Raw genomic sequence first — 21,858 nt, 5'->3', positions numbered from 1 at the left:
CGATGAGGTCCACGGCAATCCGCATCTCGACGTTCATGCAGTTGCCACCGACATCATGCGAACGACATTTCCAGCTCCACGCCCGAGTAGTTGACGCGCGGCGCCACTTCTCGACCCTCGCCTTCTTCGAAACGAACGAGGCCGTATCGCTCCATTGTCCGAAGCGTCCGTGATAGATTGGATTTTGCACGGCCCGAGCGCTCCGCGAGTTCGCTCAGTGACGCGGGCTTCGTCTCGGCGATCAACGCAAGCAACGAGCGGTTTCTGTCGGAAAGCACCTGCGCCAGCGTTTCGAGCGACTGGAACCAGACTTTGGGCTCATCCGGGTTGGGCACATAGTCGCCTCGGGCGATTGCCATCGTCCGAGCTTTGTATTGCTCCAATGACGCAATCCCGACCTTCAGGACGTTGGCTCTACTCATGCTGACTGCTCCTTCTCGCGAGAATCGCTTCAACTTCGACCCAGAAATCCGCCAGCAACTTCCCGGCGTCCTCGTAGGAATAGAAACGAACCTGGGGGCCATGATGCTTGTGGTCATATTCGATGCGCGTACGCGCTCCCGGTCCTGAGCCCTCGCGGATGGGATGCGCGTTATCAAAGCCCAAGAGACAAGAGCCTGCCTCGTCATGGAGCGTCAGCGAATACCGAAGCCCCTGAGGGCGTTCAGCCGTCACGGCGCACGGCCTCACCGCGAACTTAACCCAACACGTGCCGCCGGAATCCACGACAAGCGTTTCTCCATCGAGGTAAAGCAGCGTGTCAAGGCCGGGATCGCGCGGGTTCGTTTGCATGGATGTTATCACCCGATCATAACTTTATCAATCACCTCCCTACCGGACTATCTGTGCAGATGCCGTTGCGGGACGGCTGCCGGCCGTCGTCCGCCTGCATAGCGCGGCATAGGCCAAGTGGAGGTCTGCGAATCGCTAGATGCTAACGAGGGAACGTCGTCCTCGCGGCGCGTTCGCCTGTTTCTAAGACCGAATGTCAGGCGTGCGCCATTCGACTCTGTGTAGCCTTGCGTAAGCGGGTGCCGCTGTAGCTTCCTCCAAAACCGATCCGAGACATGGCTGTCGGGCTGGAATAGCGGCCCATTCAGGGCAATTGCTTGTGGAAGAAAGTCGTTCCGCAGTACCTGCCATCGGGCATGAGCGCGTAGTTCGGGACATGACCGACTCGCTGCCAGCCTGCGCGTTCGTAAAGTCTTTCCGCATCGCCGCCCGTGACTGTATCGAGTACGAGAACCGATTTGCCGGCCTCTCGCGCGGCGTCATCGACCGCAGCCATCATGCGAGTTGCAATGCCTCGGCGCCTTGCGCCACGGTGAACGAGCATCTTTGCGACGTCTGCGCGGTGAGGCTGGTTCTCGGGCAAGGCAGTGATCAATTGCACAGTGCCGACGACACGACCATATGCACGGCACTCGGATCATCGTTGGCTCCGCGATTGGCTGGGGAGGCAGCATAGTGCAGCAATATACCGTGCTCGCCGGCTCGAGCGGTTGTCGAAACTGATTGGTCAATCCATTGACGAGCGCGTTGGAGATCGAGTGAAAATCGCCAATGCGAATGACATATCGGCCGCGCCGCCGTCAGAGATCGAGGGCAAGAAACCGCGCGCCTTCGACCGGATTTTCGTAGTACGGCGCCGTATCGGCGAAGCCCAATCGCTCGTAAATGCGCTGTGCCCATGTCCAGCCAGCGGACATACTCGCGGATCACCGCGACGAGGCTGCGCGTATCAACGGGAAAAACGGCTTCGCGGACGACGGGCACTGGCACTCGCATGGCGCCGCTCAAATCCATACGTCGTTTTCGGCCGTCCTTTCGTTGGTCGTATCGCCCGTGTTGACGACGCCGCGCGGTTCGATCAGCAGCAACTTCACTTCGGATTCGGCATACGGCTTGTGCTCGACTCCCTTCGGAACGACCGCCATTTCGCCGGGATGCAACTCGATCGAGCGATCGCGGAAGTCGATGCGCAAGTGACCTTCGAGAACGATAAACGTTTCGTCGGTGTCGGCATGCCGGTGCCAGACGAAATCGCCGACTATCTTCACGACCTTGAACTGATAGTCGTTCATCTCGGCAACAACGCGTGGCTGCCAGTGACCGTCGAGCTGACGAATCTTGTCGAGGAGATTGATCGGCTTGTATTGGCCGCGCTGCTCGGGCGCGAGCTGAGAATCGTCGTGCATGATTGCTCCGTTTCAGTGATGTCTGGAACGAAGCTTAAGCCCGCTCCCGGCGATTGTCTTGAACGATTGTGCACGCCTGCGCTAGCCGTCGCGCGGACCGCCCATCATCGCGAGCCAACGTGCGGGAGGGATTCCGTATGCGCTGCGAAAATGTCGCGTCATATGGCTCTGGTCGGCGAAGCCGGTCGCGGCTGCAGTATCCACGAGGGAAACGCCGCATGTCATCATCGCGCGCGCCGCTTCGAGCCGGCGCATGACGAGATAGCGATAGGGGCTCGTGCCGTAAAAGGCTCTGAAATCGCGCGAGAGGCTCCATCGATCCTGTCCGCTGACTGCGGCAAGCTCATCGAGCGTAACGGTGCGGGTGCACGATGCATGCAGATATTCCCGCGCGCGCCGCGCCGCCGCGAAATCCGCGGACGTGCGGATCGAGCGCGCGCCGGATGCGCTATCCAGCGCCAGCGCGAGACCGGCGAGCGCATCGTCGCGTTCGAGCGGCTCCGCATCGGGGTGCATCTGGCGCAGGGCTGCCTTCGTCGCTTTGAACAAGCGCGGATCGGTCGTTACGCCACCTTCGATGAACGGTAAAGACTGGCCTCCGAGCACCTCCTGAATCGCCGCCGGCTGGACGTAAAGCATCCGGTAACGAAATCCCTCGTTCGTGCCGGCTTGACCGTCGTGCGCTTCGTCGGGATGCAGGACCATCGTCTGTCCCGGCAGGCTGCTGCGCAAGCTGCGCCGATAATGGAAACATTGGACGCCGGCGAGGGTCACGCCGATTGCGTACGTGTCGTGCCGATGCATCGAGTACGCGTTGCCATGAAAAAACGCTTCGATGCGTTCTATTCCGTCGTTGGACTCGGAACGGTAAATCCAGTCGGATCGGACCTTCCTGGTATCGCCGTTCATCGAACTCTCCGGCTTCGTTTGCGCGGATCTACGGGATTGCGGGTGCGGGAAGTCATCGCAAACGCGCGCCGCGAAGGCGTTCCGACAGCGGCGCTCGCGCTTTGGCGCTGCCGGAGATTGACATCACGCAACTGACATTGCCAATTCTACGCCGGAGTAGTTGGCGCGCGGCGCCATCTCCAGACCCCCACCCCTTTCGTTCGCCGGGCGCGCCGCACCAAACGAAAATGGCGCCGCAGGCGTTCAGCCTGCGGCGCCATTGCGCGGCGCCACGGACGCAGATACCGCGCCTTACATCTTCACGGTATCGGCCACTTCCTTGAAATCTTCGATTTGATCGAAGTTCATGTATTGATAGATCTTGTCGCTGTCGGCATTGAGCACGCCCATGTCGGCCATATACTCGTCCCGGCTCGGAATTTTGCCCAGGCGCGAGCAGATCGCCGCGAGTTCCGCCGAGCCTAGGTACACGTTCGTGTTCTTGCCCAGACGGTTCGGGAAGTTGCGGGTCGACGTCGACATGACCGTCGCGCCTTCGCGCACCTGCGCCTGGTTGCCCATGCACAGCGAGCAGCCGGGCATTTCAGTACGGGCGCCGGCCGTGCCGAAGACGCCGTAATGTCCTTCCTCCGTCAACTGCTTCTGGTCCATTTTGGTCGGCGGGGCGATCCACAGCTTGACCGGGATGTCGCGCTTGCCCTCCAGCAGTTTCGAAGCGGCGCGGAAATGGCCGATGTTGGTCATGCATGAGCCGATGAACACTTCGTCGATCTTGGCGCCGGCCACGTCGGAGAGCGTCTTCACGTCGTCCGGATCGTTCGGGCAGGCCACGATCGGTTCATGGACGTCAGCGAGATCGATTTCGATGACGGCGGCGTACTCGGCATCCGCATCCGGCGAAAGCAGTTGCGGGTCGGCCAGCCATTGCTCCATCGCCGCGATGCGGCGTTGAAGGCTGCGCGGGTCCTGGTAGCCCTCGGCGATCATCCACTTAAGCAGCGTGACGTTGCTGTTGAGGTACTCGATGATCGGATCCTTGTTCAGGTGGACCGTGCAACCCGCGGCAGAGCGTTCGGCGGACGCATCCGACAATTCGAACGCTTGCTCGACCTTGAGGTCGGGCAGGCCTTCGATTTCGAGAATGCGGCCCGAGAAGATGTTCTTCTTGCCTTGTTTGGCAACCGTCAGCAAGCCTTGCTTGATGGCGTAGAGCGGAATCGCGTTGACGAGATCGCGCAGGGTCACGCCCGGCTGCATCTTTCCTTTGAAGCGGACCAGTACCGATTCCGGCATGTCCAGCGGCATCGTACCGGTGGCGGCCGCGAAGGCGACGAGGCCCGAGCCGGCCGGAAAGCTGATGCCGATCGGGAAGCGCGTGTGCGAGTCGCCGCCGGTGCCTACGGTGTCGGGCAGCAGCATACGGTTCAGCCACGAGTGGATCACGCCGTCGCCCGGGCGTAGCGCGATGCCGCCGCGCGTGCGGATGAAGTTCGGCAACGTCTGGTGAGTCTTCACGTCCACCGGCTTCGGATAGGCGGCGGTGTGGCAGAACGACTGCATGACGAGATCGGCCGAAAAGCCCAGACACGCCAGATCCTTGAGTTCGTCGCGGGTCATCGGGCCTGTCGTGTCCTGCGAGCCGACCGAGGTCATCTTCGGTTCGCAGTACGTGCCCGGACGGACACCTTGGCCTTCCGGCAGACCGCAGGCGCGGCCGACCATCTTCTGAGCCAGCGAGAAGCCATTTTTACTAGCGGCCGGCTGCTGCGGCAGGCGGAACAGCGTCGACGGGGGCAGACCCAGCGCTTCACGCGCCTTGGCAGTCAGTCCGCGGCCGATGATGAGGGGAATGCGGCCGCCGGCGCGCACTTCATCGAACAGCACGTCGGACTTCACTCGAAACTCGGCGATCACTTCGCCGTTTTTCAGGGCCTTGCCGTCGTATGGGCGAAGTTCGACCACATCACCCATTTCCATCTTCGACACGTCGAGCTCGATCGGCAGCGCGCCCGCGTCTTCCATCGTGTTGTAGAAGATCGGGGCGATTTTGCCGCCCAGGCATACGCCGCCGAAGCGCTTGTTCGGAACGAACGGAATGTCTTCGCCCGTGAACCACAACACCGAGTTGGTGGCCGACTTGCGCGACGAGCCGGTGCCGACGACGTCACCCACGTACGCAACCAAATGGCCCTTTTCCTTCAGCGACTCGATGAACTTGACCGGGCCACGCTTGCCATCTTCTTCGGGGGTGATGCCAGGACGGGCGTTCTTCAGCATCGCGAGCGCGTGCATCGGGATGTCCGGGCGGGTGGTGGCGTCCGGGGCCGGCGACAGGTCGTCGGTGTTGGTTTCGCCCGTGACTTTGAAGACGGTGACAGTGAGGCTTTGCGGCACTTCCGGACGGCTCGTGAACCATTCGGCATCGGCCCAGCTCTGCATGACGGCCCGGGCGTTGGCGTTGCCCTGTTCGGCCAGCTCCCTCACGTCGTGGAACTGGTCGAACATGAGTAGCGTTTTTTTCAGTGCACCGGCGGCCACGGCGCCCACTTCGGGGTCGGACAGCAGCTCGATCAGCGGCTGGATGTTGTAGCCGCCCAGCATCGTGCCCAGCAGTTCGGTGGCGCGCTCGCGAGAGATCAGCGCACAGGCGGTCTGGCCTTTCGCCACCGCAGCCAGAAAGCCCGCCTTGACACGCGCGGCTTCGTCCACGCCGGCGGGCACGCGGTGGGTGATCAAGTCGAGCAGGGTTTGCTCTTCACCGGTAGGCGGATTCGCCAGCAGTTCCACCAGCTCGGCAGTCTGCTGAGCCGTCAGCGGCAGGGGAGGAATACCGAGCGCGGCGCGTGCGGCCACGTGAGCACGAAGATCGTCAAGCATGGGGGACCTGCTGAGATGGCATTTAAGGGGAAGGCTTGTCAGGCGTTCGGCAGCTGTTCGGGGACACTGCATCGAACGCGATTTTAGTCATAACCCACTCCAACGTCAAATGTCTTATGTCTTATATAAGACTGGCCAATCAATGAGATGCTTCGCGACTCGCGATAGACGCACCGCGCCCGATCCGCGCGTCGTCTCCCAACGTTGCCGCGAGCTTCGTCCGATCGAGCTCGCCTTCCCACGCCGATACGACGATCGCTGCCACGCCGTTGCCTATGATGTTCGTGAGCGCCCTGCATTCGGACATGAAGCGATCGATGCCGAGAATCAGCACCATTGCGCTGACGGGAACGGTCGGCACAACGGACAGGCTTGCGGCGAGCGTGATGAAGCCCGCGCCCGCAACGCTCGCCGCGCCCTTCGAGGTCAGCATCGTGACGAGCAGCAGCACGATTTCCTGCGCGAACGTCAAATGGATGTTGGTCGCCTGCGCGAGAAACAGCACCGCAAGCGTCATGTAGATGTTCGTGCCGTCGAGATTGAACGAATAACCGGTGGGCACCACGAGCCCCACGACGCCGCGTGGGCAACCGAGACGTTCGAGTTTTTCCATCAATTGCGGCAACGCCGCTTCGGACGTCGATGTGCCGAGGACGATCAGCAGTTCGTCGCGGATATAGGCCAGGAAGCGCCACAGATTGAATCCAGCGAGGCGCGCGACCATGCCGAGCACCACGGCGACGAACAGGAGCGCGGTGAGGTAGAAGGCACCGATCAGCTTGAACATCGGCAGCAGCGAGACTATGCCGTAACGGCCGATCGTGAAGGCGATGGCGCCGAAGGCACCGATCGGCGCGAGACTCGTGACCATGCCGACGATGCGAAAGAACGCTTTGGACGACGCCTCGATCAAATGCGTGACGGGCTCGGCGGGCTTGCCTGTCAGCGTCAATGCTGTGCCGAACAGCATCGCGATCAGCAGCACGGGGAGGATGTCGCCATGCACGAGGGCGCCGACAAACGTCTCGGGAATGACGTGTGCAATGAATCCGGACAAGCCGTCGCCGTGGGCGGCTTGCGCCGCGTAGCTCGAAACGGCGTGCGCATCGAGCGTCGACGGATCGACATTGAACCCATTGCCGGGCGCGAGCACATGCGCGGCGAGCAAACCGATCGCGAGCGCGAGCGTGGACGCGAGCTCGAAATAGAGCAACGCCTTGCCGCCGACGCGCCCGACCTTCTTCATGTCCTGCATGCCCGCGATACCGGTCACGACCGTGCAGAAAATCACCGGCCCGATGATCATCCGCACGAGCTTGATGAACAGATCGCCGAGCGGCTTGAGCGCGACCGCGGCTTGCGGCGCGAAATGGCCGAGCAGGACGCCGGCGACAATGGCCGCCAGCACTTGAACATAGAGAATCTTGTATAACGGTTTGCGTTTCATGTGTCTCCTCCTTTCTAGAGGCAAAGGGATAGCCGTCCGTTCTTCTGTCGGAAGGGAATCGGCATGGCTCGAGCAGGCAAGCGGTTACCGCGTGCAACGGATGGGCGCTTACATCACGCGCGCCCAGGGATGTCGGACGAAATGCGACTGTTCGAAGGCTTCGATTGCGGCGAGTGAGTCGAGCGTCAGGTCTACGGTGTCCATGCCTTCGATGACCATGCGCTTGTGGCGCGCGCCGATCGTATACGCATAGCGTTCGCCCGACGCGGAGCTCACCGTCTGTTGATCGAGATCGATCGAGAGCGATGCGCCGGGCGATTCGATCGCCGAGCGCGTCAGCGCATCGATTGCCTCACGCTCCAGGGGTACGAGCAGCAGGCGGTTGTTCATTGCGTTCGAATAGAAGATCTCTGCGAAGCTCGGCGCGATCACGGCCTGGAATCCGTATTGCTGCAGACCCCATACCGCGTGCTCGCGGCTCGATCCGCAGCCGAAGTTGGCGCCGCCGATCAGGATGCGCGCGCTCGCATAAGCGCGCTGATTGAGCACACACTCCGCGCGAGGCTCACCCGACTCGTCGAAGCGCAGGTCGTACAACAGACCGTCGGCGAGACCTGCTTTATCGATGACGCGCAGGAACTGCTTCGGCATGATCTGGTCGGTGTCGAGATTGTCGATGGGCAACGGGAGGGCGCTGCCTTGAATAGTCGTGAGCCGGGTCATGGTGTGGGGGCCTCGAGCGTGCGGACATCGGTGATGCGGCCAGTGATGGCGGCGGCTGCGGCCATCGCGGGACTCATCAGATGCGTGCGGCCGCCGCGTCCCTGGCGGCCTTCGAAATTGCGGTTGGTGGTGGACGCGCAGCGCTCGGAGGCGCCGAGCACGTCGTCGTTCATCGCGAGGCACATCGAGCAGCCCGGCTCACGCCATTCGAAGCCCGCATCGATCAGCGTCTTTGCGATGCCTTCCCGTTCGGCTGCCTGGCGAACGCTGCCCGAACCCGGCACGACCATCGCGCGCACACCTGGCGCGACGCGCTTGCCCCGTACGATGGCCGCGACCGTGCGCAAGTCTTCGATGCGCCCGTTGGTGCACGAACCGACGAATACGCGATCGATGGGCGTGCCGGCCATAGGTCGATTCGGTGCGAGGTCCATGTATTCGAGCGCGCGGCGCAGTGACGCCGCAGCTTCCGGTGTCGTTTGTGCACCCTCGTCGGGAATCGGCTCATCGATGGCGACGGCCTGGTCGGGGCTCGTGCCCCAGGTGACGAATGGGGCGATGTGCCGCGCGTTGAAATGGTGTTCGACGTCGAAGCGCGCGCCGGCGTCGGAATGCAGCGCGCGCCAGTCTTCGAGCGCATCTCGCCAAGCCGATTCGTCGAATGAAGGCGCGTGGGCACGCACGTATTCGAAGGTGGTCGCGTCGGGCGCAATGAGCGCGGCGCGCGCGCCGGCTTCGACCGTCATGTTGCACAAGGTCATGCGGGCCTCGGCAGACAGCGATTCGATCGTCGAGCCGGTGAATTCGACGGCATATCCGCGTGCCCCTTGCGCGCCGATCTTGCTGATGACCCAGAGGATGACGTCCTTCGACGACGTGCCGTACGGCAGTGCGCCCTCGATCGTGACTCGCATGGTCCGCGCCAGCCGGTACACGAGCGTTTGCGTCGCGAGCACCTGCTCGACTTCCGATGTGCCGATGCCAAAGCCCAATGCGCCGAGCGCACCGTACGTGGTGGTATGGCTGTCGCCGCACAGCACGACCATGCCGGGACGAATCAGCCCGAGTTCCGGCGCGACGATGTGTTCGATCCCTTGTAGCGGATCGTTCGCCGCCAGGAGCCGGATGCCGGCTCGCTCGCAGTTGCGCGCGAGGTTCGTCGCCTGCATGAGCGATGCCGCATCGCGAATCACGCGCGGCGACTCAGCATGAGTGGGAATGATATGGCTCACGACGGCCAGTTGCTGTCGCGGACGGCGCACCGCGCGGCCGCGTGCTTCAAGCGCGCTGAACGCTTGCGGACTGGTGTACTCGTTCATCAGATGAAGGTCGGCGTACAGCAGCACGTTGTGCTCGTCGATATGCAGCACCGTGTGCGAATCGACGAGCTTGTCGTAAAGGGTTCGTTCGGACATGAGCTCACTCGTTGAGAAAAGGCAGCACGCGTTCGACCAGCAGCTCGGGCGCTTCCTCGGGGATGTAGTGGCCGCAAGGCAGCGCTTCGCCGTGCACGCCTGCGGCATAGGGCCGCCACTCGGCGAGCGGATCGAAGCATTGTTCGATGACGCCTTGCGCGCCCCACAACGCCAGGAACGGGCAAGCGATTCGCTGCCGGGAAGCGAGCGTCGCGCGATCGTGTTCGAGATCGATCGTGACGCTCGCGCGATAGTCCTCGCAGATGCCGTGCGCGGTATCGGGATCGGAGAGGCACCGCAGATATTCCGCGTAAGCCGCTACCGTGAACGGCGCGAGGCCGGCGCTGCGCGCACCGATGGTCTGCTTGAGATAGAGATCGGGGTCCGCGCGCATCAGCGTTTCCGGAAACGGCGCGGGGCGCACGAGCATGAACCAGTGCCAATAGGCACGCGCGAAGTCGAACGAGGTCTTTTCGTACATCGCTAGCGTCGGAGCGACATCGAGCGTCACGAGGCGCGTGACCGCTTCGGGATGGTCGAGCGCCATGCGCACGGCGACGCGCCCGCCGCGATCGTGGCCCATTACCGCAAACGTCTCATGGCCGAGGCCGCGCATCAGTTCGATTTGATCGAGCGCCATGCGGCGCTTCGCGTAGTTGGCATGATCGGCTGCGCCCGGCGGCTTGCCGCTGTCGCCGTACCCGCGCAAGTCGGCGGCGATCACCGTGAAATGTTCGGCCAGCGCCGGTGCCACTTTGTGCCAGATCGCATGCGTTTGCGGATGCCCGTGCAACAGTAGGAGGGACGGCCCGCGTCCGCCCTGGATGGCGTTGATGCGTATGCCATCGACGGACGTCGATACCTTCGTGAAGCCTTCGAACATGGTTGTCTCCTCAGGATGATTCGAGTCTAATTGATGAATGACGCGATTGGGTTTCCGGGAATTTATTCCGGTCGTAACCTTTAGGAACGAATTGGGGCAGAGGGGTGAGAGATGGACGGTTTCTCGGACTTGAACGTGTTTGCGCTAGTCGCGCGGCATCGGAATTTGGCTGCCGCGGCGCGCGAATTGGGCGTCACGCCGCCTGCGGTCAGCAAGCGGCTCGCGCAACTGGAACGGCGCCTCGGCGTGCGGTTGATGAACCGTACGACGCGGCGTTTGAGCCTGACGCCCGAGGGTGAACTCTATCTGTCGAGCGGTTCGCGCATTCTGGATGACTTATCGGAACTGGAACATCTCGTCGCCCAAAGCCGCGGCGAACCGACGGGATTGTTGCGTGTGAACGCATCGTTCGGCTTTGGGCGGGCGCGGATTGCGCCGGCGGTATCGGCGTTCGTCGCGCGTTATCCCGCGATGAAAATCCTGCTGCATCTGACGGAGCGGCCGATGAATCTTCAGGACGAGGGGTTCGATCTCGGCATCCGGTTCGGGGAGGTGCCCGATGCGCGGATCAATTCGCGGCTGTTACTCGAAAACCGGCGATGGGTATGTGCATCGCCCGAATACGTGGCGCGGTGCGGCGAGCCTGCCGTGCCGCACGATCTGACGCGACATGCGTGCATCGTGCTGCGTGAGAACGAGTCGGCTTATGGCACGTGGCATTTTTCACGAGCGAAGCGTACGGAAACGGTCAAGGTCGATGGTGCATTGTCGAGCAACGACGGCAGCGTCGTGCTGCATTGGGCGCTCGAAGGGCGGGGCATCGTCGTGCGATCGCAGTGGGAGATCGAGCGCTACCTCGCGAGCGGGGAACTCGTACCGTTGCTCTCGGACTGGGCGTTGCCGGATGCCAACATCCACGCGATCTATCTCGAGCGCAATCAGCTTTCGGTCAAGCTGCGGACGTTTGTCGACTTTCTGGGTGAGTCTCTGCGCAGGCCGGCAGACGTCGCGTGAGACGGCGTCCGGCCGCTGTCAGGGCTCCTCGTTTTTGCGGTCGCGAGCGGGCTGATCGGTTGGCGGCTTTTGCGGACGGATCTCCTGGGGACCGAATTCGGGGCTACCGCCCGTCACCGGCGCGCCGGGGAGATTCCCGAGCGATCCGCCACCGCTCGCGCCCGAGCCTTCGCCGGTGCGTGAGCGATCGGTTTCGCGGCTTGTCTTTTGTTCATGGGGGGCCGGCTGTGCGGGTTGCGGGCCGGGTTTCCGGACGGACGCTTTGTCTGGCTTTTCCTCTGTCATCGGTTTCTCCCGATCGAGTTCGTTCACGCTGCGGTGACGCAAGAACAATGCCTTCGGTCGGCCGGTGCCAGGATGTCGAGGCGACGGGGCCGCCCCGGAAACCGATCGTTGGGGCAGCCCGTAGCCTATAGATCAACGGGGAGTGGCATTCAAACCAGCGTGAGCGTGACGTCGATGTTGTTTCGAGTCGCGTTCGAGTACGGGCAGACGATGTGGGCCTTGTCGACGAGGGCGCGTGCCGCTTCGCGGTCCATGCCCGGCAGCGAAATCTTCAATTCCACTTCAATGCCGAAGCCGTTCGGGATCGCGCCGATCCCAACGCTCCCCTCGATCGATACGTCGGCCGGGATCGCAATCCGATCGCGCGCGGCGACGAACTTCATCGCGCCAAGAAAGCAGGCGCTATAGCCGGCCGCGAACAACTGTTCAGGGTTCGTGCCGGCTCCGCCGGCGCCGCCGAGCTCGCGCGGGGTCGTCAGCTTGAGGTCGAGATTGCCTTCGGGCACGACAGCGCGGCCGTCGCGACCGCCCGTTGCCGTTGCGTGGGCACGATAGAGAACTTTTTCAACCGACATGATGAATACTCCTTTGAGGTGATGACTGTGGCTATCTACTGAAAGATAGATTAAATAGCTCAAACAAACGCGGGCATGGATCTGCCCGTACTTCATGGCTACTGCACATATTTACTGAACAGCCCCCGACATCAGGACACTTTCTTCCAGACGAGTTCGACGTCTTCGAGCCGGGCCTTCGTATGGAAGAGCCGACTGGCGAGCACGCTGCCCTGAAAGGCGGCGAACAGTGCACGTGCCGCGTTCTGCGGCTTGCCGCTGAACGCCAGCGTGCCTTCCTTCGCACCCTGCGCGAGGACGTTGGCAAGCCACGCCTCGTTCGCTTTGAAGAACGCCTGAACAGCTTCGCGAACATTATCCGGCAACAACTCGATGTCTGCTGCCAGCATCCCGCACAAGCAGATCTGGTTGCCATCGCCGAGTGTCCTGCCGAACAGTTTCGTATAGCGGCTCAACTTCGCATCCGCCTGCAGTGACGGATCGATCGTGTCGAGCGTTTGAAGGACGCTTCGGCTGTATTCGGCAACCGCCTCGAGCACCAGATCGTCTTTCGACGGAAAGTAATAGTGAATGCTCGACGTCTTTACGCCTACCAGTTCCGATAGGTCGCGATAACTAAAGCCATTGAACCCGCGCAACATGATCAGCGTGATGGCGTGGTCCAGCAACTGTTCCCTGACGGTCGATTTCGAGTCCATGGGCGTGAGTTTATCTACGTGTAGATAGATTGTCAAGCGCGAAGCGAACGCGTCGTGTCCGCAGCCGGGTGAGGCCGGTCAAGTCTGTTTCATTTCGGCATCTCGGCCGTCAACCGCCGACGGATGGAGAAGGGATCCACATGTGTGGCGAGAACCACCACGCCACGTGCGTCGTGCTCCATGGCCGTTTGCGCAGGGCGAAGCCCCACGCACAGTAATGCCTTCGCGCGCATACGCACGATGAGGGAGTTTTCGATCTTCGCGGCGAAATCTTCCGGCGTGCCTGCATGAGTCGTCGCGTCGTCGACTCTTGAATGACGCCGAAAATCTTCGTCGGCACGATACGAGCGTGCCAAAGCAACGCGGCGAGCAATCGATGTGCCGTGCCAGGAGGCGCATCGCCCCGTTGTATGTGCCAAATCTCGATGGGCGCGACCGATTGAATGCCGGCATCAGTCTCGACTCGCCTGGCCGACGCGTCCGAGACCACTTCGAGTTCGACGCATGCGTCGGATTGCCCCGCGTCGTCCGGGTCGACACCGTTGGTGGCTACCCATCGATTTCCAGTTTGATGGAAGCGGATACCCAAGTCCCGAACGTAGTTCTGCGCCTCGCGCAGGGCAGACAGATCCAACGCCGACGAGCGGGCTGTGGGCGGACGCAACCCGAGCAATGCGGTATTCGGCGGCACCGGTTCTGCTCTCGGTGCGGGAACCGCCGTGCGATGTCCAGGCGAAATGTTCCCAAGATTGACATCTGGCGGCACGACATGGCTTGCGCCTGTTCGTTTCGGATTCACAAAAGCCTCCTGGTCATCGCCTCACGAGACGGGGAACGCGATGAATGCGTCTGCGGGTCCGGTACCAGATGAATGCGCTTTTCCGTCGCCTTCTCGACGGCGGCGCGCGTATAGAGTAACGGAAAGTACTCGCCGTTCAGCCACATCTGCGTGAGGTCGCGATAGTGTGGACTGTCCGGATCGCCTGATTCGCCGGGCAGGTTCATCGCCCTCGAATTGTCCCAATTGCCCACGTCGACGATCACACGAAACGATGGACCGTTGGTCTGGCGGAAATCGCTAGTGCGATAGGTGGACTGGTTCGGCGTATAAGCGCTGCCACCTTTGCCGATGGGACCGACATCGAGCTTGGCGCGCGTCTTGTCATCGACGAGATCCGCGAATGGATGCGCATTCAGATTGGTCTGGAGCTTCCCCCATTGCCACTTGCCGTTGTCCGGACCTTGCAGCCGCACCATCTCCTCGTACGCCGCACGCAGACTGGTAAGGAGCAGGTCATCGCGTTTCGCCTGCGCGTTGTCGCCAAAACGCGCCTGTGGGTGTTCCAGAGAGTCGAGCATCACCGCTGTGTCGGGTGCGCCGAACGCATCGGCAGCCGCTCGCGGCAACACGGCTCGTTTGAATGCTCGCCCGAGATGGCGACTCAGCCAGACTTCCTCGAGGGCAGCTTGCGCCGAGTCCGCTCGCATTTGCGCATCCCAGCCTGCGAGCATGGACAGTGCGGCATGCGTCGAAGGATCGTTGCTCGACAGCGGAGCGAGCAATGCGACCAGCCGGCGTGCGGGAATCGATTCGATATCGTTTTGCAACCGCTCGCTATCTTCGATCGATACCTTTGGCAACGACCGCAATACTTCGTCGATGCGCTGATGGCGCGAGCCGTTGGTCCACTCGAAGCCCGGTTTGCGTTCCGCGTAGGGAAAATCGGGCGGCAGATTCATTTCGTTGGACGTGGTGAAATAGCCGCTGCTCGGGTCGTAGGCGGACGGCATCGCGTCGCGTGGCCAGAAGCCGGCCCACTCGTAGCGGCCGTCGCCCGGAACGGGCAGGAGCCCGTCCCAGTTCGGACGCTTCGGCGCGAGCCCGCTCGGCACCCATCCGATGTGGCCGCGTATGTCCGCGTAGACTTGGTTGACCGTTGGCGCGCCCCAGCTCGAAAGGGCTCGTTTGAACTGAGCGAAGTTCTTGGCGCGCATGTAGCGCATCGAATCGAAATACGGCGACATACCCGGTTGCAGCCACGCCGTGCGGACCGCGAACGCACGATTTTTGTCGTGCTGCGTGTAGATGACGGGACCGTGGCGCGTGAACGCCAGTTCGGCATCGACAGGCGCCTCCCCCCGCACGGCGATCTTCTCGTGCACGATGCGCATGGGCTCCCAGTGGCCTTTGTAGCGGTACTCGCGTGGGTTGGCGGGATTCGATTGGTAGACGTAGAGGTCTTCCTGATCGATGTTGAAAATCGTGAGGCCATACGCAATCGAGCCGTTGTGTCCGATCGAAATGCCGGGTGCCGACGGTTCGCCGCCGCCGATGATGTCGAGCGTCGGCGTGCTGATCTGTTGGATGTAACGCAGGCTCGGCGCCGCGTAGGCGCGGTGCGGATCGTTGGCCATGATCGCGCGGCCCGTTGCCGACTTGTTCGGTGCAATCACCCAGTTATTGCTGCCTTCGGTGACTTCCTCGGGATTATCGGCTGCGGCGATGACCGTCGTCGCGGCGTCGGCGCTCTGGAGCGAATCCGGCGTGATGCGCACGCTTTGCGTCGCGAGCGTAAAGACCTTGAGCACGTCGTCCGGCAGACATGGATCGAGTCCTTCGGGCACGTGGGTTTGCCATGGAGGCTGCAGACCGAAGCGCACGGAGTCATCGGCAAGCGTACTGACGCAGGCGAGCTTTGCGCGTGCGACTTCGCTCTTCAGATTACGTGTGAGGCCATGGCTGCGAATGCGGACGATGTCTTCCGGACTCCATTTCGCGGGCCAGTAGCCGACTTTGCGAAATTCGTAGGGCAGGCGGTCGGGGTGTGCGGCCAGCCAATCGATGTAGGCGTTGACGCCCGTTGCGAAACGGGTAGCGACGGGCTTCGCATCGGGTCCGTAGCGCTTCCATTCGGCGGACATGTTGCCGCGGTACAGAAAAAGGCGGGTGGCCTTGTCCTGCTCGACGTAGGCGGGGCCGAAGACTTCCGCGAGCTGGCCGAGTCCGCGACGGCGCCATAGGTCGATCTGGAACATGCGGTCGCGGGCGGCATTGAAGCCTTGCACGAAGAAGGCATCGCGCTCGCTGTCCGCGAAGATATGCGGTACGCCCCATTTATCGATGAGGATATCCGCGGGATGGGACAAGCCTTCGACGGTGATCGTTTCGTCGGGAGCGGTCTCGGCGTGTGCGTATCGAAGGAGTAATGCGCCGGCTAGCGCAACGGTGAAAGCGATTGTTTGAATTATCCTTGCCGACACTGCTCTCTCCTTCGGGAAGTAGAAAACAATTGTCGAGGATATGGAGCGTTCCGTCGAGCGCGCCCCTGCGGCCCGGTCTATACGGCGGAGCCGATAGCATGAGCTTGGTTGAGGGCAGGCGGCTATACGCTGCTGCAAGCCTTTGTTCAAAGCGGATCGTTATTGGGGACTGTCTTGACGCAGGCGCTCGCCGCTATTATACGGCCATTGTCCGCACTGAACCCTTTTATTGGGCCGGACGCCAGCGATTGGACGATGGCTGACCAAGAAAATGATGGTTTCCGGAAGCGCATCGACCACGTAGCGCAAGACGACCTTCTCAGCCGCTGCATCGACGGAGTTGAGCGCTTCGTCGAGTATTAACACCTGTGGCCGATGCAGCACTGCACGCACGACGGCGACGAATTGTCTTTCTCCGAGCGAAAGTGACCGCGCGTCCTCGTCTAGCTCAATGCGTCGGTTTCCGCAGATCCCGTCCCACGTATCCAGGCTAGCCCTGATGTCCATGTCCTGAACACAGTCGCTAGCGAGTCGTATGTTCTCCCGAACGGTGCCGTCAATCACCTCAGGAGATGCGGGTACGTACAGGACTGTGCCGCCGCAATCGGTTCTCATTTCGGTATACATATCGGCTAAAAACGTTGATTTCCCCGCGCCCGATCTGCCTGCCACATGAATCCGGTCACCCTTCACAAAATCGGTGATATCGATAGAGGTCGCGTGCTCATCGGTGCAATGCACGGATACGGGGAAGCGTCTCATTCGCCGCGTTGGTGTACGGGGCGCCGTGCCGTCCAGCTGATCGAGCGCATCGTAGCCCGCGCCCATTGAAACCAAACCAGTCTGAAACGAGTTGATGGCGTTAGAAATATTGCCAAGCGGCTGAATTAGGCGATCGAGATAAGTTGCCAGAAGAAATACCTCGCCTGCGCTGACCTTGTCATCCATCATGCCACGCGATGCCACATACATCACCACTACATACGCGGTACCTGTTGCGACAGTAATCACGATGCCCCTGATACTTTTAACTCGAAACAACGCGTCATGCGTCGTCATCGATATATCGACCGCCTGGGTTAATCCATTCTTGAAATAAGAGAGTGCCTTGTACTCGCAGATAAGTTTCACGTTTGATATTAAACCGCTGTACTGCGCAAAAACGTCGTTATCGGCTTCATTGGCCATAGCCGTTTGGTGCAGCTCGCGTCGCCGGAGAAAATTTATTGCAAGCATCAAGGTGATGATCCCAGCAATAAAGAGGTATGGGAATACGTCGCCGGCCACGGCTGAGACAACAATGACAACGATGACGAGATCACAGAGCGCGGGCAGCAAGCCGGACAACACGCTATAGGCTACATTCATTGAGCCGATCTGCATCTTCGAGACGATCGCCACTCGACGGTAATTGCTTCCGCGCTCTCGGTCACTCGAACGCTAAAATTTGATTTTTGGCTAATGCCTGCGGCGACTGCTGTCGCGAGATTGTAGGATAATCGATACAAAAATGGGTTAATGATTAACCATCGCAGGTCAGTGAGGATTTGTCCAGAAAATCTTACTGCGATATAGAGGAGCGCGAGTAGCGTAAATGATTGGGGGAGTGGTCCGCTCCCAGATTTGTCAATTACACCAGCTAGAAAAACCGGGGCGATACTGATGGCGGATGAACTGAGAACCAGGCACACAACAATGGCGATAAAACGCAACTGCATGCTACGATCGAGCACAGCGAGCGTGTCAATAACTACTCGATCTACATATTTCGATATCATACAATGCACCTTCCTTCGCGGAGGAAGCGCTGCAGCGTATCGACTAGCATAGGAACGTCGCTCTCTTGGAATTCGTCGAGCGCGCGTTGAATTCGGCGGTTGAGCGTAAATCTGTCGTTGCGTCGGCTCATCGCACCAAGCTCGTGCAGCACATACGGTTCGTCGCCGGCCAGGTGAAAGTAGGGAATATCACCGTTCAAAAGGTCGTGCAATTCGCCGGCCCTCGTGTCGACATCCGAAGCCGTGTCAAATGGCGTTAGCTTGAAAAGCTCGCGGAGCAACGCGTGTCGCATCTCATGCCGGTCGGTGCTTGCCGGGGCGAAAAGCAATTCAAGGCAGCACTTGTAGTGAGCTGTTGGGCGGTAGACGTACCGTGTCTCGCATGTCCGATATCGAGCGTCGTACAGTATGTCGGTCAACAGCCGTTGCTTCGCAGCCATCGTTTTGAGTGCCCGCTCAAACCCTTCTGATATCAGATCGATGTGATCCCTTGGGTCGGAGCAGGAACCATCGGCTCGCAGTAGCCGATGCGATTGACTCTGAGTAGGGCGAAGATAGTTAAACTTCCCGTCACGTAAGTGGCCGCCGATCTCTCTCGTCTCCACGTTACCACCGAGAATTGCTGATAGATCGGCATGTGTCGCGACCAGACCTGTCTCGGCCAGCCGTTGTCGTGGCGTTCGGGCGCTACCTAGAAAACCGGAAAACATACATTCCGCGTCTACGATCACTGGCATACAGTCAGCGCTGATTAGATTCTCGCAATGTATGTCGGTGAGATCGAGAAAATATGCCGCGGCAGTCACCGCGCCAAGGCGCAACATGTAATGGCGCTCGTCGTGCTTGTCCTTACATATATTCGGCTCGAGAAATGGGAGGACTTGCCCTGATGCGACGCGTCGCGGACTACCAATCTTGGATATGCGAGCCCGAGGGCAAGTCCCGACTCTACGATTTCAAGCACGTGGCAGAGGAGCTCGTAGGGACGCGGGTCGGCTGGCTTGACGACGAAGCGCCGATCTGATCCCTGAACAAGTACCGGCCGCGCGCCGCCTCGATGTGAATCACCGCTAAGAAACGATAGCTTCATGTCCTTGCAAGCAGCGGCTGTAATAATGGGCGCGGCAAGATGAACTACCCGCTTCAAATAGGTGGCGATGCGGTCCGCGCGGTGCGGCAAAAATGATTCGAGAAAACCGGTGTCCACGGGGTCCCACGATCCGCCGCTTCGATCCGGGACGCCGATCTCCGCATGTTCGAAGGGGCGCACGAATGCGCTCAGCTCTGCCTTGACAAGGTCGTGCACGCAGGCGACGCCTCCAATGTCGCCAACGTATGGGCTTGGCTGGTCGATGCGTTGGCCTCGAACGCTTACCAGCGCGTTATCGACAAGTGCTGCAAGCGATCGCTTCATGGGTATCTCCCAAATTTTCGTCACATGGGGAACGGCCCTGGAGCCCTACTACACGCGACCAGTTTGCCCTTAGGTGTTATTCCGACCGCGGAGAAGAGCTTCTCGCTTCCAGAAAAGGCCTCGGTGAAGATCGCCGTCTGCTCAAAACGCTGCACGATGGCCTCCATAAGAGCGGTTCCAATGCCTCGGTTGCGAACGTCCGGATCGACGCAGAGCTCGGCGACATAGGTAACGAATATTTCGTCGCTGAATACTCGCACCATGCCGAGCAGGCGGTTATCGGATTGCGTTGTGGCAAATGCCGCAAACAGATTCGCACCATCCAGGAATCGCTGTCGGAAATCATCAACGGCCAGGTAGTCCTTTGCCAAACCAAATCCGACTCGCTCATAGAGTTGAGCGATGGACTCTGATTCGATCGTTTTCGAATCAAAATGTACGATGACCTTGATTTTGTCACCTCATGTGGTTGGTCGCCCGCCCAGAATTGGGCGGGCGGGGCCTTAGTTGTCTAGGAGCGGATTAGCCAACCCTGCTACATGTTCCTGTAGCACAGCACTTCGTAGTTTTCGGCCCGGAGTAATCGTCAAGCGCATAGGCCGGCTTCTGATAGCCCTCCATCAGTTCGATTATTTCGTTAGTGCCGTTGATTCGAAAGGAGATATCTCGTAAAGAGACGGCCGATGTCTTTTCTGATATGGAGCAAGCTTGTTGTTGCCAGAATTCGCGTCGATGTTGGGCGCCGATCTGCTGTAGATGGTTCATTTCACCCTCGCGTTAGTGTCGAAGAGAGATGCGCCGACGACTCGTCGCCGGCGCAGGGAAATGCTAGTGAGGAGCTTGAACTCGATCAGCGGTGCGGAATTTTTTCGGACGAACGGAAGTTGACTGAGACGGTGTGCCGCGTAGGGACTACGCTGGCTGGCTCGCCGGCTCCGCGGCCGCCGTTACCGACGCAATCGAAGGTTGGTAACCGAAAGGACTTTGTCTCAGGCTCTGCCCGAGATGCGCCGCTCGCGCAAATTGCGTTGCCCCGGAGGGGATGTCGCTCGGTTTAGCAGCAAGCCCGAGACGGCGGACGAATCGTATCTGATGTGGCAGGAGGCACGGGGCGACGCTGGACGAGGAGGAGCGCTCGCCCCTCAGCCGCCGTCGCCCACTTCCCGAATGGGAATCACCGTCCGGCCGCCGCAATTGCGCAACAGGTCGCGCAATTCATTGATGACAGGGAAGACTTCATGGTTCCAATCGGCCCCCTGCATGTCATGCGCTTCTTGTTCGCGCTCGACGATCCAGCGGTCTTCCTTGAAAATGCGCTCCGTGAACCAGACGAGCAGCGGCCACGCCAGATCCAACGCAAACGGAATGCCGGGCTTGCGAATCGAAAGCACGCCAAACGTTCGATTGGTGCGCTGCGCCGCATCCAGCGGCACATAGACGATCCACAGATCCATCACCAACGTACCGTCGCCCGAGCGTATCTGCAGCGTTTGATACGGATAGAGCGTGCGCACCGTCATCACGTCCTTGTGATTGCGCTCGCTCTCTTTCTTGCTGGCGCCGAACACGAGCGCTTCGCCCACGGGCTGTTTGCCTTCCATGCGTGCAAACGTGTAATCCACTTCCACCCAGTCGTCGCCGCGACGGCGACCCAACGAGCGCGCGCGCATCTGCCCCATCTGCCGCCGGTGCAGAAACTGATGATTCATATCCATCAGGTTTTCATGCATGAACGAGTAGTGGCACTTCACCTCGCGGCCGAAGCGGCGCGTTTTGTACGCTTTGTCCGCCGCGGACGTCAGCTCGGGCAGCGGCCGTTCGTCCGCCAGTGCGGCATCGCCGGGAAACACGAAGATCAGGCCGTGTGCCTCGCGGCAAGGATACGCGCGTACACCGTTGGGCAGCCGCTCGCGCCCGAGATACGGCACGTCGACGCAGCGGCCCGTACAGTCGTAGGTCCAACCGTGATATCCGCAGCGGATGGACTCGCCGTCCACCACGCCCGCATGCAGCGGAACTTGCCGATGTGCACAACGATCTTCGAGCGCGAAGAGCGTGCCGGATTTCGTGCGTGCGAGGACGATCGGATCGCCCGCGAACCGCACCCCGAGTGTTTTACCTCGCTTCAGTTCGCTCGACCACGCGAGCGGATACCAGTGATCGGGATGGATCGGGACACGGCGCAGATCGCGCACCGGAGCGGTTACCGGCGGTTCGATCGCACTGCCATCCTGCAAAGGCACTGCATGCATGCGTGACACCTCCTTCCATAAGGGGAGCCTCCGGGCATCGCCAAGAGCAATGCCATGGCGAACGGGCATTGGGCGCAGTTTACGCGAACTTGGATGAATTGACCGAAATCTCGTCCTATCGCCGCACCG

At 60.7% G+C, this 21,858-nt stretch carries 18 protein-coding genes and 1 pseudogene; 1 reads left to right on the top strand and 18 read right to left on the bottom strand.

Going from position 1 to position 21,858, the window contains the following annotated elements; all coding sequences use genetic code 11:
- Positions 1–53: 53 nt before the first annotated feature.
- The 10 genes and pseudogenes from ACR9ZC_RS22405 to ACR9ZC_RS22360 form a co-directional block, all read right to left on the bottom strand.
- Positions 54–422, bottom strand: a complete 369-nt coding sequence (locus ACR9ZC_RS22405; protein ID WP_331571856.1) for an HVO_A0114 family putative DNA-binding protein — start codon at positions 420–422, stop codon at positions 54–56.
- Positions 415–792: a toxin-antitoxin system TumE family protein gene (locus ACR9ZC_RS22400; protein WP_481581951.1), complete on the bottom strand. Its 378-nt coding sequence runs from the start codon at positions 790–792 to the stop codon at positions 415–417. The genes ACR9ZC_RS22405 and ACR9ZC_RS22400 overlap by 8 nt, the downstream gene beginning before the upstream one ends.
- 304 nt (positions 793–1,096) lie before the next feature.
- A pseudogene (locus ACR9ZC_RS22395) lies at positions 1,097–1,417 on the bottom strand (GNAT family N-acetyltransferase); the annotation flags it as partial.
- A gap of 379 nt (positions 1,418–1,796) precedes the next feature.
- Positions 1,797–2,198 (bottom strand): cupin domain-containing protein, encoded by a 402-nt coding sequence (locus ACR9ZC_RS22390; RefSeq protein ID WP_481581950.1) that lies wholly within the window; start codon positions 2,196–2,198, stop codon positions 1,797–1,799.
- Positions 2,199–2,279: 81 nt separating this feature from the next.
- Entirely contained in the window at positions 2,280–3,107 is an 828-nt protein-coding gene (locus ACR9ZC_RS22385) for an AraC family transcriptional regulator (RefSeq protein WP_481581949.1), read from the bottom strand.
- A 291-nt stretch (positions 3,108–3,398) separates the two neighbouring features.
- The gene (gene acnB, locus ACR9ZC_RS22380) at positions 3,399–5,984 is read right to left on the bottom strand and encodes a bifunctional aconitate hydratase 2/2-methylisocitrate dehydratase (RefSeq protein ID WP_481582743.1); all 2,586 of its coding nucleotides are present in this window, start codon (positions 5,982–5,984) and stop codon (positions 3,399–3,401) included.
- Between the two features lie 139 nt (positions 5,985–6,123).
- Positions 6,124–7,431, bottom strand: coding sequence for a dicarboxylate/amino acid:cation symporter (locus tag ACR9ZC_RS22375; protein WP_481581948.1), 1,308 nt, complete (start codon positions 7,429–7,431; stop codon positions 6,124–6,126).
- 108 nt (positions 7,432–7,539) lie between these two features.
- Positions 7,540–8,154 (bottom strand): 3-isopropylmalate dehydratase small subunit, encoded by a 615-nt coding sequence (gene leuD / locus ACR9ZC_RS22370; protein WP_481581947.1) that lies wholly within the window; start codon positions 8,152–8,154, stop codon positions 7,540–7,542.
- Positions 8,151–9,569 carry a 3-isopropylmalate dehydratase large subunit gene (gene leuC, locus ACR9ZC_RS22365; RefSeq protein WP_481581946.1) on the bottom strand — a complete coding sequence of 473 codons (1,419 nt, stop codon included), beginning with the start codon at positions 9,567–9,569 and terminating at the stop codon, positions 8,151–8,153. Before leuC ends, leuD begins: the two co-directional genes overlap by 4 nt.
- A 4-nt stretch (positions 9,570–9,573) precedes the next feature.
- Complete coding sequence (locus ACR9ZC_RS22360) at positions 9,574–10,452, bottom strand: alpha/beta fold hydrolase (RefSeq protein WP_481581945.1); 879 nt, start codon at positions 10,450–10,452, stop codon at positions 9,574–9,576.
- 111 nt (positions 10,453–10,563) lie between these two features.
- Between ACR9ZC_RS22360 and ACR9ZC_RS22355 the strand changes: the two genes are divergently transcribed.
- On the top strand, positions 10,564–11,466 hold the full coding sequence (locus tag ACR9ZC_RS22355; RefSeq protein WP_481581944.1) for a LysR family transcriptional regulator: 903 nt from the start codon (positions 10,564–10,566) through the stop codon (positions 11,464–11,466).
- Positions 11,467–11,900: 434 nt separating this feature from the next.
- Here the strand turns inward: ACR9ZC_RS22355 and ACR9ZC_RS22350 are convergent, their stop codons facing one another.
- From ACR9ZC_RS22350 to ACR9ZC_RS22315, 8 genes are all read right to left on the bottom strand, one after another.
- On the bottom strand, positions 11,901–12,326 hold the full coding sequence (locus tag ACR9ZC_RS22350; RefSeq protein ID WP_331571832.1) for an organic hydroperoxide resistance protein: 426 nt from the start codon (positions 12,324–12,326) through the stop codon (positions 11,901–11,903).
- A gap of 131 nt (positions 12,327–12,457) precedes the next feature.
- Positions 12,458–13,024 carry a TetR/AcrR family transcriptional regulator gene (locus ACR9ZC_RS22345; RefSeq protein WP_481581943.1) on the bottom strand — a complete coding sequence of 189 codons (567 nt, stop codon included), beginning with the start codon at positions 13,022–13,024 and terminating at the stop codon, positions 12,458–12,460.
- Between the two features lie 795 nt (positions 13,025–13,819).
- Positions 13,820–16,285, bottom strand: coding sequence for a penicillin acylase family protein (locus tag ACR9ZC_RS22340; RefSeq protein ID WP_481581942.1), 2,466 nt, complete (start codon positions 16,283–16,285; stop codon positions 13,820–13,822).
- A 159-nt stretch (positions 16,286–16,444) separates the two neighbouring features.
- Positions 16,445–17,686 (bottom strand): ATP-binding cassette domain-containing protein, encoded by a 1,242-nt coding sequence (locus ACR9ZC_RS22335; RefSeq protein WP_481581941.1) that lies wholly within the window; start codon positions 17,684–17,686, stop codon positions 16,445–16,447.
- 373 nt (positions 17,687–18,059) lie between these two features.
- Positions 18,060–18,887, bottom strand: a complete 828-nt coding sequence (locus ACR9ZC_RS22330) for a DUF4135 domain-containing protein (protein ID WP_481581940.1) — start codon at positions 18,885–18,887, stop codon at positions 18,060–18,062.
- Positions 18,866–19,477, bottom strand: a complete 612-nt coding sequence (locus ACR9ZC_RS22325) for a hypothetical protein (protein WP_481581939.1) — start codon at positions 19,475–19,477, stop codon at positions 18,866–18,868. The genes ACR9ZC_RS22330 and ACR9ZC_RS22325 overlap by 22 nt, the downstream gene beginning before the upstream one ends.
- A gap of 20 nt (positions 19,478–19,497) precedes the next feature.
- Complete coding sequence (locus tag ACR9ZC_RS22320) at positions 19,498–19,848, bottom strand: GNAT family N-acetyltransferase (RefSeq protein WP_481581938.1); 351 nt, start codon at positions 19,846–19,848, stop codon at positions 19,498–19,500.
- Positions 19,849–20,619: 771 nt separating this feature from the next.
- Positions 20,620–21,729: a Rieske 2Fe-2S domain-containing protein gene (locus ACR9ZC_RS22315; protein ID WP_481581937.1), complete on the bottom strand. Its 1,110-nt coding sequence runs from the start codon at positions 21,727–21,729 to the stop codon at positions 20,620–20,622.
- Between the last annotated feature and the right edge of the window lie 129 nt (positions 21,730–21,858).

This window comes from Trinickia sp. HAY1-2D, assembly GCF_056754935.1.
This window is presented reverse-complemented; position numbering and strand designations above follow the sequence as displayed.